Source organism: Pseudomonas sp. 1, from assembly GCF_056626735.1.
In genome coordinates, this window is record NZ_JBWXMQ010000015.1 from 154,203 (window position 1) to 168,727 (window position 14,525).

General features: G+C 62.2%; 12 protein-coding genes. 6 read left to right on the forward strand and 6 right to left on the reverse strand.

What is annotated here, in order from left to right:
• Positions 1 to 2: 2 nt before the first annotated feature.
• Positions 3 to 1,394: an FAD-dependent oxidoreductase gene (locus AC1MDC_RS22090; protein WP_480393651.1), complete on the reverse strand. Its 1,392-nt coding sequence runs from the start codon at positions 1,392 to 1,394 to the stop codon at positions 3 to 5.
• 72 nt (positions 1,395 to 1,466) lie between these two features.
• Positions 1,467 to 2,792, reverse strand: a complete 1,326-nt coding sequence (locus AC1MDC_RS22095) for an MFS transporter (protein ID WP_480393652.1) — start codon at positions 2,790 to 2,792, stop codon at positions 1,467 to 1,469.
• Positions 2,793 to 3,062: 270 nt separating this feature from the next.
• Between AC1MDC_RS22095 and AC1MDC_RS22100 the strand changes: the two genes are divergently transcribed.
• Entirely contained in the window at positions 3,063 to 3,935 is an 873-nt protein-coding gene (locus AC1MDC_RS22100; protein ID WP_085703269.1) for a LysR family transcriptional regulator, read from the forward strand.
• Between the two features lie 104 nt (positions 3,936 to 4,039).
• On the opposite strand, the gene AC1MDC_RS22105 is transcribed toward AC1MDC_RS22100, so the two are convergent.
• Positions 4,040 to 4,900 (reverse strand): LysR substrate-binding domain-containing protein, encoded by an 861-nt coding sequence (locus tag AC1MDC_RS22105; protein WP_085703270.1) that lies wholly within the window; start codon positions 4,898 to 4,900, stop codon positions 4,040 to 4,042.
• A 113-nt stretch (positions 4,901 to 5,013) separates the two neighbouring features.
• On the opposite strand from AC1MDC_RS22105, the gene AC1MDC_RS22110 reads away from it, so the two are divergent.
• The 3 genes from AC1MDC_RS22110 to AC1MDC_RS22120 all read left to right on the forward strand — a co-directional run bounded on the left by AC1MDC_RS22110 (position 5,014) and on the right by AC1MDC_RS22120 (position 7,837).
• Positions 5,014 to 6,123: a 2-aminoethylphosphonate--pyruvate transaminase gene (locus AC1MDC_RS22110; protein ID WP_480393653.1), complete on the forward strand. Its 1,110-nt coding sequence runs from the start codon at positions 5,014 to 5,016 to the stop codon at positions 6,121 to 6,123.
• A gap of 145 nt (positions 6,124 to 6,268) precedes the next feature.
• Positions 6,269 to 7,096, forward strand: coding sequence for a phosphonoacetaldehyde hydrolase (phnX, locus tag AC1MDC_RS22115; RefSeq protein WP_480393654.1), 828 nt, complete (start codon positions 6,269 to 6,271; stop codon positions 7,094 to 7,096).
• Positions 7,097 to 7,282: 186 nt separating this feature from the next.
• Positions 7,283 to 7,837 carry a cytochrome b gene (locus AC1MDC_RS22120; RefSeq protein ID WP_085699015.1) on the forward strand — a complete coding sequence of 185 codons (555 nt, stop codon included), beginning with the start codon at positions 7,283 to 7,285 and terminating at the stop codon, positions 7,835 to 7,837.
• On the opposite strand, the gene AC1MDC_RS22125 is transcribed toward AC1MDC_RS22120, so the two are convergent.
• Together AC1MDC_RS22125 and AC1MDC_RS22130 are read right to left on the reverse strand one after the other, a co-directional pair.
• The gene (locus tag AC1MDC_RS22125; RefSeq protein WP_480393655.1) at positions 7,834 to 8,742 is read right to left on the reverse strand and encodes a 1-aminocyclopropane-1-carboxylate deaminase/D-cysteine desulfhydrase; all 909 of its coding nucleotides are present in this window, start codon (positions 8,740 to 8,742) and stop codon (positions 7,834 to 7,836) included. The two genes, AC1MDC_RS22120 and AC1MDC_RS22125, sit on opposite strands and share 4 nt — an antisense overlap.
• 174 nt (positions 8,743 to 8,916) lie before the next feature.
• A complete protein-coding gene (locus AC1MDC_RS22130) occupies positions 8,917 to 10,956 on the reverse strand; it encodes a 2,4-dienoyl-CoA reductase FMN-binding domain-containing protein (RefSeq protein WP_480393656.1) in 2,040 nt (679 codons plus the stop codon).
• A gap of 205 nt (positions 10,957 to 11,161) precedes the next feature.
• Between AC1MDC_RS22130 and AC1MDC_RS22135 the strand changes: the two genes are divergently transcribed.
• Together AC1MDC_RS22135 and AC1MDC_RS22140 are read left to right on the forward strand one after the other, a co-directional pair.
• Positions 11,162 to 12,292, forward strand: coding sequence for a nitrilase-related carbon-nitrogen hydrolase (locus tag AC1MDC_RS22135; RefSeq protein WP_480393657.1), 1,131 nt, complete (start codon positions 11,162 to 11,164; stop codon positions 12,290 to 12,292).
• Positions 12,293 to 12,295: 3 nt separating this feature from the next.
• Complete coding sequence (locus AC1MDC_RS22140; RefSeq protein ID WP_480393658.1) at positions 12,296 to 13,336, forward strand: AraC family transcriptional regulator; 1,041 nt, start codon at positions 12,296 to 12,298, stop codon at positions 13,334 to 13,336.
• A 321-nt stretch (positions 13,337 to 13,657) separates the two neighbouring features.
• Here AC1MDC_RS22140 and AC1MDC_RS22145 read toward each other — a convergent pair whose 3' ends face one another.
• Positions 13,658 to 14,521: a DUF2242 domain-containing protein gene (locus tag AC1MDC_RS22145; protein WP_266202043.1), complete on the reverse strand. Its 864-nt coding sequence runs from the start codon at positions 14,519 to 14,521 to the stop codon at positions 13,658 to 13,660.
• Between the last annotated feature and the right edge of the window lie 4 nt (positions 14,522 to 14,525).

Here is a 14,525-nt window from a genome sequence, read left to right on the forward strand (position 1 = left end):
CATCAACCTTTGTCAGCCTTGCCCGCCGCAGCAGCAAATTTCGCCAGACGCACATCAAGGTGCCGGGGCCGACGACCGTGATCCTCGGCGCGCTCCTTGCGGCGAATGGCGTTGCGCACCATCAGTGAGCCGAGGTAGCGAATCGGTTCCGGCGGGAAGTAACCCAGCGGCCCGTTGACCAGCGGTGAACGCGTCCATGGGTTGTCGAGACCTTGCACGAGCGAAGCGAGAATCTGCCCGCCCATGTGGCACGGTCCGACGCCGCTGCCGGAATAACCGAAACCGTAGAACACGTTGCCGCCGGCACTCATCTGGCCGAAGAACGGCAGGCCGGTGACTGACCGATCCGATGGGCCATTCCAGGTTGCGTCGATCTTGACATCGGCAAAAGCCGGGAAGAAATCGTCGAGGCTGCGCTTGAGCAATCCGGCGTAAGGTGATGGCTGGTCGAATACCGGCAGCATCCGCCCGCCGTAAGCGAAGGTATTGCCGCCCTTGCCGAGCATGATCCGGCCGTCCGGGGTGTTGTGGTAGTAGTGCACGAAAATCCGCGAATCAAGCACGGTCACGCCGCTGGTCAAACCGATTTCCTGCAACAGATCCGGACGCGGTTCGGTAACCAGCATGTCACTTGAAACGATCGCCACACTGCGCTCGAACTGCGGGAAAGCGCGGGCCATCCACGCGTTCATCGCCAGTACCACGCGGTCGGCGGTCACGCAGCCGTTCGCCGTATGAAGGCGCGCCGGACGGCCTTCCTCCAGCCCGGTCATCGCCGTGCCTTCATGAATCCGCACGCCCAGTTGCAACGCCACCCGGCGCAAGCCACGTACCAGTTTGCCCGGCTGCACGCTGGCGGCGGCTGGCGAAAACCAGCCTTCCAGGTGTTTTTCCGAACCGGCCATGCGCTGCACATCAGCGACCGGACGCTGGGTAAACGAGTTGATGCCGTTGCGCTCCAGCGCCGCAATCACCGCATCGGTGGGGCCGCATTGCGCGCGGTTGGTGGCGGTGTAAAGCGTGCCATCGAGACGGTAATCCGCATCGACGCCGTACTGCTCGCAGAACTCGCCGATGGCGTGGATGCTGCGCTCCGATTCCTTGACCAGCCGCACCGCCTCTTCGACGCCGAACAGCCGCTCAAGGGTGAAATACTTCGCCGACCACGACAGCGCACAACCGCCATTGCGCCCACTGGCGCCGGCGCCGCAGATGTCGGCCTCAATCAGCAACACATCAAGTTCGGGGTTCTGCTGCTTGAGCATGATCGCCGTCCACAACCCGGTGTAACCGCCGCCGACGATGCACACGTCGGCGCGCACATCGCCTTGCAGCGGCGCGCAAGGTTCGGACGTGTCGAGTTGCAAAGCCTGCTCCAGCCAAAACGGTCTCATGAAAGTTCTCCAGTCAGTCGGCCACGGCACAGCCTGCCGCGAATGGCGCAGCAGGCCGCGAGGCAGGTTTATTCAGTTACGCAGGGGTTTGATGGTCAGGGCCCGATTGGGCACCGAAGCACGGGGTTCCATGACGCCGACCGGGCGACTGTTCCAGTGCGGAATCAGCACCAGCGCCGAGAACAGCGCGCAACCGGCGAACACGATGAACACCGTCACCGAGTCGAAGTATCCCGGCAGCAAACCACCGAGCACCGCACCGACCGAGCCGCAGCCGTTGACGAATCCGGCCGCCGTGGCGCCGGCCTTGGCCTTGCCGAAATCGATGGCGGCCGCGCCGCTGATCATCGAGTCCGGGCCATACAGGGTCAGGCCCATCACGAACAACAGTGCCACCACCAGCATGACGCTGCCGGTGTGCAAGGCGCCCATGAACAACGCGAGGGTCACGGTCAGCGCCAGCAGGCTCAACACGCAGGCCGGCATGCGTCGGGCACCGAACAGTTTGTCTGAAGCCAGCCCGATCATGATCGGGCCCAGCAGCCCGGCCAGTTCAAACGCGGTGGGGATGATCGCCGCGCCGACCTTGCCGACCGAAGGCATCTGTTCGAACACGATCACCGGGCCCCACAGCAGAATCGCGTAACGCGCCGGCTTCAACAGAAAATACGCCAGCCCCAGCACCAGCACCGTGCGGTTGCGCAGGATTTCCTTGAGCGGCTCCCACACGCTGAGTTTGCTTTTGCCTTCGGCTTCCTCGGCGCTGATGACCGGCTCCGGCTCCACAGCGGGCAGGCCGACGTCTTCCGGTTTGTTGCGCTGAAAAATGAAGAACAGCACCGCCACCAACGCGACCACCGCCGCACTGGAAATGAATGCCGCGTGCCACGAACCGATCAGCGTGTAAGCCCACCAGCCGGCGAACGGCGACGCCACCAGCCCGCCAAATGCATAGCAGGAACTCCACAGCCCAAGCACTCGGCCGCGCTGTTCGGAAGGAAAGAAACTGCCGAGGTTCTTGCACAACCCCGACCAGCCGGTGGACTGTGCCAGCCCCTGAATCAGCATGCAGGTGGCGAAGATCGGCAAGGTCGCGAAGCTGCCCATCACCAGCGCCGCCGCGGCGGAAATCAGCAAACCGCCGAGCACCACGACCCGTGGGCCGAAGCGGTCGGCGAGCATGCCCCAGGTGAACTGGCCGATGGCGTAGGCCGCCAGGTAAATCGCGTCGAGGTTGGCCATGGCCATTTTGTCGAGGGTGAAACTCGGGTCTTCGGCAATGCCCAGTTTGGCCACCGAAAAGGCTTTGCGGGTGAAATAGAACGCGGCGTAAGCGAGCCAGGTGACAGCGAAGATCTGCATGCGCCAACGCGCAAGGGTGCCGATGTGCTTGTTCATTGTGGTTCTGACCTCAGGGTGTGAGTGTGCCGGCAGAATCGTTAAGTAAACGCCTGTGTTTTTTATTGTTGAGCACTGCGATATCACCCCGTCCCTTCGGCGATACCGGTCAGATGAGTCCTGCTGTTGCACGCACAGGCTCATGGCCAGCGTCGCTGCCCGACCGGGCAGTCAGCGTTGGCGTGAGCGGATCAAAGCAATTACTGTTTAATAAATAAAATCGATTTATCGTATTTCACACATAAGCTCAGCTTGTTACTGGAGTCAGAAATGTCGGTTTCCCACGCCCAGCTCAAAGCCTTTCACGCGGTCGCCGTGCACGGAAGCTTCACCAAAGCCGCCGAGCGGCTTTATCTGACGCAACCGGCGATTTCCGACCAGGTGCGCAAACTCGAAGAACGTTTCGGTGTGTTGCTGTTCCATCGCAACAAACGCTCGGTCCGTTTGACGGATCTGGGCGAACGCCTGCTGGCGATCACCCAGCGTCTGTTCGTGGTCGAGGCCGAAGCCCAGGAGCTGCTGCAGGAATCCCAGGCCTTGCAGACCGGCAGCCTGATTCTGGCGGTGGATGCGCCGGTACACGTGTTGCCGCAGATTGCCCGGTTCTGCGAACGCTACCCGGGGATCAGCGTGAAGATCGAGACTGGCAATACCGATGAATCGCTGTTTCGGCTGTTCAACTATCAGGCTGATCTGGCGTTGCTTGGGCGCGATGTCAGCGATGAACGTCTGCTGTGCGTGCCGCTGCGCAATGATCCGATGGTGGCGTTTGTCTCGCGTCATCATCCGTGGGCCGAGCGCGAGTCGATCTGCCTGGCAGACCTGGATGACACGCCGCTGGTACTGCGCGAACACGGTTCAGTGACTCGCCAGACCCTGGAAGAAGAAATGGCCCGCGCCGGTTTCCGCATCCGCCCGGCGATCCAGGTCGAAGGCCGGGAAGCGGCGCGGGAAGCGGTGGTCGTGGGGATTGGCGTGGGCGTGGTGTCGGCGGCAGAGTTTGGTGCGGACTCACGGGTTTGCGCGCTGCCGATCACCGACTGCACCCGGCGCTTGACCGAAACACTGGTGTGCCTGCGCGAGCAGAGTTCGCGGCGGGTGGTGGCGACGTTTCTCGAGATGGTTCGCGAAAGCCTTGCGTAGTCAGTTCCGGCCCCTTCCCGAGCAAGCTCGGTCCCACACTGGAGCCGCGGCGTGCACAAACCCTGTGGGAGCGAGCTTGCTCGCGAATGGCCGCGATACGGTTATCAGTTGGGAGCCAATCCGAAAAACGCCTGAATCAACCGCAACTCCCGCCGCCGCTCCACGCAGCCGAGCATGTGTCGGTTCACCAGCCCCTCTCCCGCAATGGGAATCGCGACGACACGGGGGTCATGGCTGACCTCCACCGATGACACCACCCCGACCCCCAACTCAGCTGCCACCGCTTCAGTAACCGCCTCGCGACTGTCCAGTTCCAGCAACACCCGTGGGCTGACCGACGCTTGCGCACAGGCCTGATCAAACGTGCGCCGGGTAATCGAACTCGGCTCGCGCAAGACCATGATCACCTGATCCAGCTCCTTGAGCCTGACCTCACCGCTGCGAGCCGCCCACGGATGCCCCGCCGGCACCAGCGCGCAGATCCGCGATTCGCTCAGCGCTTGCAGGTGCAGCCCCTTGCGCGATTCGACTTCGGTCAGCACCGCCACATCAGCATGCTCGGACAACAACGCTGCCAACGTTTCCTGAGCATTGCCCAATCGCAGATTCACCGTGATCCCCGGATAGCGTGCCCGCAGGCTCGCGAGCATCGGCATGACCATGTGCGGGCCGTCCGCCGCGACCTCAAGACGTCCGGTCAGCAACTGCCGATTGGCCTCGAGCAACGCCTGCGCCTCTTCGGCCATGCCGAACATCGCCCGGGTGATCGCTGCCAGTTTGGTGCCCTCCTCCGTCAGCTCGACCCGGCGCGCCGTCCGTCGCAACAGCGTGATCTGGTAATGCTCCTCCAGCGCCTTGATGTGCCCGGTGACCGCCGGCTGGCTGATGAACAACCGCGCAGCCGCACGGGTAAAGCTGCCTTCCCGGGCCACGGCGTCGAAGGCGCGGAGCTGGAACAGGTTCATGAATAACCCTCACTGATGGCTGGCATAACAACAAACAATTTGATTGATGATCCGCCGAATTGCAACGTAGGCCCCGTAGCTTCATCCCACAGCGCTATCGCGAGGACACACGAATGAGTACTGCCGCACCCATCCTGCTCACTCCCGGCCCGTTGACCACCTCGGCCCGCACCCGTCAGTCGATGCTGGTCGACTGGGGTTCATGGGATGACCGCTTCAACCAATTGACCGCCAGCCTGTGCGAGCAACTGCTGGCCATCATCAACGGCGCCGCCACTCACCACTGCGTACCGTTGCAGGGCAGCGGCACCTTCGCCGTCGAAGCCGCGATCGGCACCCTCGTTCCCCGCGACGGCAAGGTGCTGGTGCTGATCAACGGTGCTTACGGCAAGCGTCTGGCGAAAATCTGCGAAGTGCTCGGCCGCCCGTTCAGCACCTTTGAAACCGCTGAAGACGAACCGACCACCGCCGCCGACGTCGACCGCCTGCTGCGCGCCGACAGCGACATCACCCACGTCGCGCTGATCCACTGCGAAACCAGCACCGGCATTCTCAATCCACTGCCGGAAATCGCTCAGGTCGTCGAACAGCACGGCAAACGCCTGATCATCGATGCCATGAGTTCCTTCGGCGCGTTGCCGGTGGATGCGCAAAAAGTCCCGTTCGATGCGCTGATCGCCGCCTCCGGCAAATGCCTGGAAGGCGTGCCGGGCATGGGTTTCGTGTTTGCTCGCAAAGAATCGTTGGCCGCAGCCGCCGACAACTCGCATTCGTTGGCGATGGATTTGTTCGACCAGCACAGCTACATGAAAAAGACCGGCCAGTGGCGCTTCACCCCGCCGACCCACGTGGTCGCTGCGCTGCACGAAGCCCTGCTGCAATACAACGAAGAAGGCGGCTTGTCGGCGCGGCATGCGCGTTACGCCGCCAACTGCCAGGCGCTGATGGAAGAGATGGGCAAGCTCGGCTTGCGCAGTTTCCTGCCCGCCGCGATCCAGGCGCCGATCATTGCGACCTTCCACGCACCGAAAGATCCGCGCTACCAGTTCAAGGACTTCTACGAACGGGTCAAGGCCAAGGGCTACATCCTCTATCCCGGCAAGTTGACCCAGGTCGAAACCTTCCGCGTCGGCTGCATCGGCCACGTCACCCCGGCGCAGATGCGCGAAGCCGTCGCAGCGGTGGGTGAAGTGCTGCGCGAGATGGAAGTGCTCGATATTTAAGCCACCCACTGTGGGAGCGAGCTTGCTCGCGAATGCGGTCACACATTCAACCTAGATGCCAACTGGCACGACGCCTTCGCGAGCAAGCTCGCTCCCACAAGATCACCAAATTTTCGAATTGCGTGTTCTCACAGGAATTTTTGTCATGACCTACAACAACCCGAGCAAACTGCAAGCCGCCATCCTCGACTGGGCCGGCACCGTTGTCGATTTCGGTTCTTTCGCCCCGACCCAGATCTTCGTCGAAGCCTTCGCCGAGTTCGACGTCCAGGTCTCCATCGAAGAAGCCCGAGGCCCGATGGGCATGGGCAAGTGGGATCACATCCGCACCCTGTGCGATCAGCCGCAGGTTGCCGAGCGCTATCGCAAGGCGTTCGGCCGCACTCCGACCGACGATGACGTGACTGCAATCTATAACCGCTTCATGCCGCTGCAGATCGAGAAAATCGCCGAGCATTCAGCGCTGATCCCCGGCGCACTGGAGACCATCGCCAACCTGCGTCAGCAAGGGATCAAGATCGGTTCCTGCTCCGGTTATCCGAAGCAGGTGATGGACAAGGTCGTGGCACTCGCCGCCACCAACGGCTACATCGCCGACCACGTCGTGGCCACCGACGAAGTGCCGAACGGCCGCCCATGGCCTGCACAAGCACTGGCCAACGTGATTGCGCTGGGCATCGACGATGTCGCCGCCTGCGTGAAGATCGACGACACCGTGCCGGGCATTCTCGAAGGCCGTCGCGCCGGCATGTGGACCGTGGCACTGATCTGCTCCGGCAACGCCCTGGGCCTGGATTACGAAGGCTTTCGCGCACTGGGCAGCGATGCGCTGGCCAGCGAACGCAAGCGCATTCACGCGCTGTTCGAAGGCTCGCGCCCGCACTACATGATCGACACCATCAGCGATCTGCCGGAAGTGATCACCGACATCAACAAACGCCTGGCCAACGGCGAGATGCCGCAAAGCAGCTGATTGCGGCGGCTGCAGCAAAAAAAAGCCAGTGTCTGCCCGACACTGGCGTTTTTTTGGGCAAACCCCTGATTTCGCGCAATGAAAGCGTTTTTAGGCACGGGCAATTCGGCCAAAGCGGATTACAGTTAAGGCATGCCGTCGCTCAAGAACGGCACGTTTCGACCCTGATCCGTGAGGAAATACCGTATGCCGTGGACAAGTTCAGAATCACGCTACAGCACCGTGTCAGTCCTGTTGCACTGGTTGATGCTGGTGCTGTTGGTGCTGGTTTACGCCAGCATGGAATTGCGCGGCATCTTCCCCAAGGGCAGTGGTGGCCGCTCGCTGATCCGCGAGGTGCACTACATGCTGGGCCTGACGGTGTTCGTGCTGGTGTGGTTTCGCCTGCTGGCACGCAGCATCGGCCCGGCGCCGAAGATCTTCCCCGCTTCACCGCTGTGGCAGACCGCGCTTGCCCGACTGATGCACTGGGCGCTGTACCTGTTCATGATCGCCATGCCGATCCTCGGCTGGCTGATCACCAGCGCCGAGGGCCATCAAGTGATGTTCTACGGTTTCGACCTGCCGTTGCTGGTGCAAGAAGACAAAGCCTTTGCCAAGCAGGTTGAACAATGGCACGTACTGATCGGCAATATCGGCTATTGGCTGATCGGCCTGCATGCATTGGCGGGGCTGTATCACCATTACGTGGTGGGCGATAACACGCTGCTGCGGATGATGCCCAAGCGCAATCAGGGCTAGCCATCAAATCCACGCCGGCCCTGCAAACCGCCGGTGTGGACAAAGATCAAGCGTGAACCCCGGGCAAAGCGGCCCGATTCGATCTGTTGTTTGAGCGCCAGCAAGGCTTTCCCGGTGTACAGCGGTTCGAGGGGAATGCCGCTGGCCTGTTCGGTTTGCGCGATGAATTCAAGCAGCGCCGGATCGACCTTGGCGAAACCACCACGGCTGGCTTCGATCAGCTCGTAGCCTCCAGCCTCACCCACGATCGCCTCGACATTGGCCGCGACGCCGTGATCGTCGGGCACAGCCATTGCGCCATACACCGCATGTTGTCCTGCCTCGGCCAAAACCAATCCCGCGAGCGTGGTGCCCGTGCCACAGGCCAGCCACCAACCGTGATAGTCGCTCCAGCCGAGCTTGCCGAGTTGCGCATTGACTTGATCCTTCAATGACGCACAACCCTGCGCCCCCGGCAAACCGCCGCCACCTTCAGGCACCGGATGCAGCGTCGGATATTGCTCTCGCCACGGCTGCCAGAACCCCGGCTCATGCCGCGCCCGATAACCGCCAAACCCGAGCCAGTGCAGTTGCATGCCGAAATCCTGCAAATCCCTGACCGTCGGCGTGTCCTGCGCATGCCCGCGCAACAGCCCGACCGTCGTGAATCCCAGGCGTTTGCCCGCAGCCGCCAGTGCATGCAGATGATTGGAGTGCGCGCCGCCCAGACTGATGATGCCTTCGGCGCCCGCGCGATCGGCGGCTTTGAGATGCTCGACGAGTTTGAACCACTTGTTGCCGCTGATCAGCGGATCGATCCGGTCCAGACGCAAGATCGCGACTTCAATGCCGGCGGCAGTGAGCCAGTCCAGATGAAAGGGATCGAGGGGGGCTTGAGGGAGCCAGTCTGCGGGGGGAAGAAGCATGGGTGACTTTTCATTCTGGACAGAGCCAGCATTCTAGTCGCTCAAAGGACGCCATCGCGAGCAAGCTCGCTCCCACAAGGTTCTGCTGAGCTCACAACATCTGTGAACGACGCAAAACCTGTGGGAGCGAGCTTGCTCGCGATGGTCGTTGGCACGCTGGACCTGGTTGCAGCGTTACAGCTCGGCGGCCAGACGCGAACCCTGATTGATCGCACGTTTGGCATCCAGCTCGGCCGCCACATCGGCGCCGCCGATCAGGTGCACGTTCTGCCCGGCTTCGACCAGACCGTCATGCAGCTCACGCAGCGGATCCTGGCCGGCGCAGATGACGATGTTGTCCACCGGCAGCACTTGCGGCTCGCCGGTTTCGCCGATGCGGATGTGCAGGCCCTGGTCGTCGATCTTCAGATATTCGACGCTGTTGAGCATCTGTACCTGCTTGTTCTTCAGACCGGTGCGATGAATCCAGCCGGTGGTCTTGCCCAGGCCGTCGCCGACCTTGGATTTCTTGCGTTGCAGCAGGAACACGTCACGGGCCGGTGCGTGCGGTGCAGCCTTGATCCCGGCCACGCCACCACGGGCTTCCAGATTCGAGTCGATGCCCCACTCTTTCCAGAACGCAGCGCGATCCTGACTGGTGGCCACACCTTCATGCACGAGGAATTCCGACACATCGAAACCGATACCGCCGGCGCCGATCACTGCGACACGCTTGCCGACCGGTTTGCGCTCGAGCAGCACATCCAGGTAGCTCAGCACTTTGGCGTTCTCGATGCCCGGAATCGCCGGCAGACGCGGCACAATGCCGGTCGCCAGAATGACTTCGTCGTAACCGCCCTCGACCAGCTTCGCCACGTCGACGCGGGTGTTCAGGCACACCTCGACGTGGGTGGTCTGCAACTTGCGTTTGAAGTAGCGCAGGGTTTCGTAAAACTCTTCCTTGCCCGGCACACGCTTGGCGACGTTGAACTGGCCACCGATCTCGCTGGCCGAATCGAACAAGGTCACCTGGTGCCCGCGCTCGGCGGCCACGGTGGCAGCGGACAGACCGGCAGGACCGGCACCGACCACGGCAATCTTCTTGATCTGCTTGACCGGCAGGTAATTGAGTTCGGTCTCGTGGCAGGCGCGCGGGTTGACCAGGCAACTGGTGAGCTTGCCGCCGAAGGTGTGATCGAGGCAGGCCTGGTTGCAGCCGATGCAGGTGTTGATTTCGTCAGCACGGCCTTCGGCAGCCTTGTTGACGAAATCCGGGTCGGCGAGGAACGGCCGCGCCATCGACACCATGTCGGCATCGCCTTCGGCGAGAATCTGCTCGGCGACTTCCGGGGTGTTGATGCGGTTGGTGGTGATCAGCGGAATCTTCACCGAGCCACGCAGCTTGGCCGTGACCTTGCTGAACGCTGCACGCGGCACTTTGGTGGCGATGGTCGGAATCCGCGCTTCGTGCCAGCCGATGCCGGTGTTGATGATGGTCGCGCCGGCCTGCTCGATGGCTTTGGCCAAAGTGACGATTTCTTCCCAGGTGCTGCCGCCTTCCACCAGATCGAGCATCGACAGACGGAAGATGATGATGAAGTTCGGGCCGACCGCTTCACGTACGCGGCGAACGATTTCCACAGGCAGGCGCATGCGGTTTTCGTAGCTGCCGCCCCAACGGTCGGTGCGATGGTTGGTGTGGGCCGCCAGGAACTGGTTAATGAAATAACCTTCCGAGCCCATGATTTCCACGCCGTCATACTCGGCGGTCTGGGCCAGTACCGAGCAGGTGACGAAATCGTTGATCTGCTTCTCGATGCCTTCCTCGTCCAGCTCCTTGGGCTTGAACGGGTTGATCGGCGCCTGAATCGCGCTCGGCGCAACCTGTTTCGGGCTGTAGGCATAACGGCCGGCGTGGAGGATCTGCATGCAGATCTTGCCGCCCGCCTCATGCACCGCGCGGGTGACGATACGGTGCTTGAGCGCTTCTTCCTCGGTGGTCAGCTTGGCCGCACCGGAATACACACCGCCCTCGTCGTTCGGACCGATACCGCCGGTCACCATCAGGCCGACGCCGCCACGGGCACGCTCGGCGAAGTATGCCGCCATGCGTTCAAATCCACCCGGCTTCTCTTCAAGGCCGGTGTGCATCGAGCCCATCAGGGTGCGGTTGCGCAGCGTGGTGAATCCCAGGTCCAGCGGGGCCAGCAGGTGCGGGTATTGAGTGGCGGTCATCGTTAACTCCACAGCGAGCGATCACGGAAAATGCGGGAGCTCTGCGTCCCCCGTCAGTCATGGTCGACAGATTAGGAGTCGCATCGCTGTCACTCAATGACCGTAACTGACAAGTTATTGATCCAAATGCGCAGCGCCCCTTGGCAAGCCGGAGCTGGCGCCCTACCCTGTCCGCACACCCTGTACCCGGCTGTTGTTGGATTTCATGCGCAAACTTCTGTACCTGACTTTTTCCATGGCGCTCATCGCCGCGCTCACCTTCTACGCCATGTGGGCGGCTGACCGCCCGGCCGGTCATTACCTGTCGGACCTGCGGATCAAACTCGCGGTCGATCAGGGCACCCCGGCCGACCGCGGCAATCTGCTTGGCATCCAGCCCGAACTGTTCCCCACCGACTACCAAAGCCCCGAACGTCTGCACCGCAAGCTCGCCGCCTATTTGCAGCAGGCTCAGGATCAGGGACTGTTGAATGAAAAAACCGTGGTCATCCTGCCGGAGCATGTCGGCACCTGGCTGATGATCAGCGGCGAGAAAGACGAGCTGTACCAGGCCGCCACCCTCGCCGAAGCGATGAACTGGCTGGCGGCGAGCAACCCGGTGCAATTTGCTCGCGCCTGGCTCACCGCCAAGGGCAGCAAACGTCTGGATGACGCGCACCTGCGCATGAAGTCCCGGGACATGGCCAAGGACTATCAAGCGCTGTTCGGTGGGTTGGCGAAGGAATTCCGGATCACACTGGTGGCCGGCTCGATCGTGTTGCCCGAGCCGAACATCATCGAAGGCAGGCTCAAGGCCGGTAGTGGCGCGCTGTACAACAGCACCGTAGTCTTTGGCCGTGACGGCGCCCCGCTCGGCCAGCCTCAGCGGCAGATGCGTCCGGTCTTCGATCAGGACGAAGCACCCAGCACCCGCGAGGCTTCACGGATCAATGTGGTCGACACTCCGGCCGGACGCCTTGGCGTGCTGATCGGCAAGGACAGTTGGTATCCGGACAACTACCGCAAACTCGACGAACAAGGCGCGCAGCTGATCGCAGTGCCTGCGGTTGTCGTCGGTCATGGCGTCTGGGATCAACCGTGGAAGGGCTACAAAGGCTTGAGCGTGCCGGGCCCGGTCAGCCTGAAACCGGGAGCAATCAGCGAAGGCCAGGCCTGGCACCAGTTGACCCTGACCGCGCAACCGTCGGCCAGCAAGGCGCTGGCCGGCATGAGTGTGTTTCTGCGCGGGCAGTTCTGGGACAAACCGAGTTCCGGGCAAAGCTTCCTCAACAGTAACGGCCAGCAGTTCGCTGACAGCGAAGCTCGTGGCGCGCGCCTGCTGAATCTCTGGTTGTAACCCATGAAACCGCTGCCGATGCGTCTCGGGGATCTGTCGGTGGGCTTCGTCCACAGCTTGGCCGATGCCGTGCGCAGCCATGGCGTCGATCCGTTGCCATTGCTCGAACAGTACGGCCTGGATGCCGCACGACTGGCCGAAGCCGGGGCGCGTCTGTCGATCCCGCGCTACATGCGTCTGGGGCATGGCGCGATCCAGCTGACCGGCGATCCGGCACTGGGTTTGCGCATGGGCGGGCTCAGTCGCTTGAGTCAGGCCGGGCTGGCCGGCGTGACCGCGGCGCAGGCCCCGACGGTACGCGAAGCCGCTCGCTGTCTGACTCGCTTCGAACCCTTGTACGGCTCCAACTATCGCGGTCAGTCGAGTTTTCACGAGGACGCCAGTGGTGCATGGCTGCGGTTCTACTCGATCAGCCCGTACAACGCCTACAACCGCTTTGTGGTGGATTCGATCATTGCCGGCTGGCTGCATCAGTTGTCCAGCGTCAGCCCCGAGCCCCTGCGCGCCGAACGGATCGAAATCGAATTCGACAGCCCGGATTACCGCGACGCTTATACGGTGCTCGGCGAATGCCCGATCCAGTTCGGCGCCGAACACAATCAACTGCGCCTGAGCCTCACCAGCCTGGCCCAACGCAACCCGGAGCATTGCCCCAGCACCTGGAAACATCTGCTCGGTTTGTGTGAACGGGAACTGGAGCAATTGACCCGCACCCGCAGCCTGCGTGAGCGCATCACGCAATTGCTCGGGCCGTTGCTCAATGGCGGCCGGGAACCGGATCTGGAAGAAGTGGCGGCACGCCTGAAGCTGCCGACCTGGACGTTACGGCGAAAGCTGGCCGAGGAAGGCACGCAGTTTCGCGCGATCCTCAATGACACCCGCCGTGATCTGGCGATGACCTACATCCGCGACACCGAACTGGCATTCGGTGAAATCGCCTACCTGCTGGGGTTTGCTTCGGCCGAAGCTTTCCAGCGCGCCTTCAAGCGCTGGAACGGCCAGACACCGGGCGAATTTCGCCGCAGTCACCGCAAGACAGGCTGACGCCTCACAGCTCGGTGGCGTCTTCCGCAGGCTCGGGTGAATCCAGCTCAAAGGCCTGGAATTCGAGCAGTTCTTCTTGATAGTCATCCATTGCGTAATCCCCCTACCTGCTTGCTTGAAATGGCCTGGAACAAATGACCAGTGCCTCGAGCATAAAGTGCCCGTGTGAAGGAAAAATGAAACGCGTCCTTCATGAAATAAACGTAGCAGGCGGTCAGGAATTTATCGCGGGAATTTTTTCGACGGGACTGGCAGGAAGAAGCTCAAGGGAGACAACAAAACGCCACGCGTCCGACAGAGGTCGGAGACGTGGCGCAAAGTTCACTGCCCGGAGGCAGGCATGGCTGGAATCGGCTCGGAGGGCGGCGGCATGTCCGTCGGGTTGGCCGGAGGGGTGATGGTTTGCGTCGCGGGCGCAGGTTCGGCAACCGGTGCCGGGGTGATCGGCGCGGCTTCGGCCGGCGGTGCTACCGGCTCGGAACTGGCCGGGGTTGCCTCCGCAGGCGTTGGCGCCGGTGCCGCAGCGGGCTCGGCCGCCGGTGCTGGGGCCGGGGCCGGTTCAGCCGCAGGGGTTGGAGCCAATGGAGCTGGCGTCGCTTTGGCTTCCGGGACGCCCAGGTCGGTCTTCGGTTTTTCGGTGATGTGCGCAGCCTTCTTTGCGTCAGCCGGCAGGAACAGCTCGACCAACGTGAAGAAGCGCTCGTAGAACTTCTGCGACGACACCGTTTCGCTGGCGACCTTGACCATCGAGTCGTCAGACGAGCCGATCGGCATCGAGACCGAGCCCAGCACGCCGACACCGAGGCTGGCCGAGTTGTTGGTCTTCTTCAGCGCGTAGCGGTCCTGCAGGGCGTTGGCGAACACGGTGGCGTGATGGCCGGCGCTGCCATCATCGGCGCACACCACGTTGAAGCTGATCTCCAGATGGGTTTCGCCGGTCTGCTGAAAGCTCTTGTGCCCGCTGACGAGTTTCGGGTCATTGCTGGTAATGATGTAGCCCTGGCTGAGCAACGCTCGGCGGGCCGCTTCGCAACTGGCGGTGTCGGTCACCGGGTAATTGCGCGAAAAGGTGCCGGAGTCGTCGAAATTCTCATGCTCGTAGATAGGCTTGTCCTTGGAACAGCCGGCAGCGGCGGTCAGCAACAACGCCAACCCGATGAAACGCACGGGAATAGAATTCAACATTGAA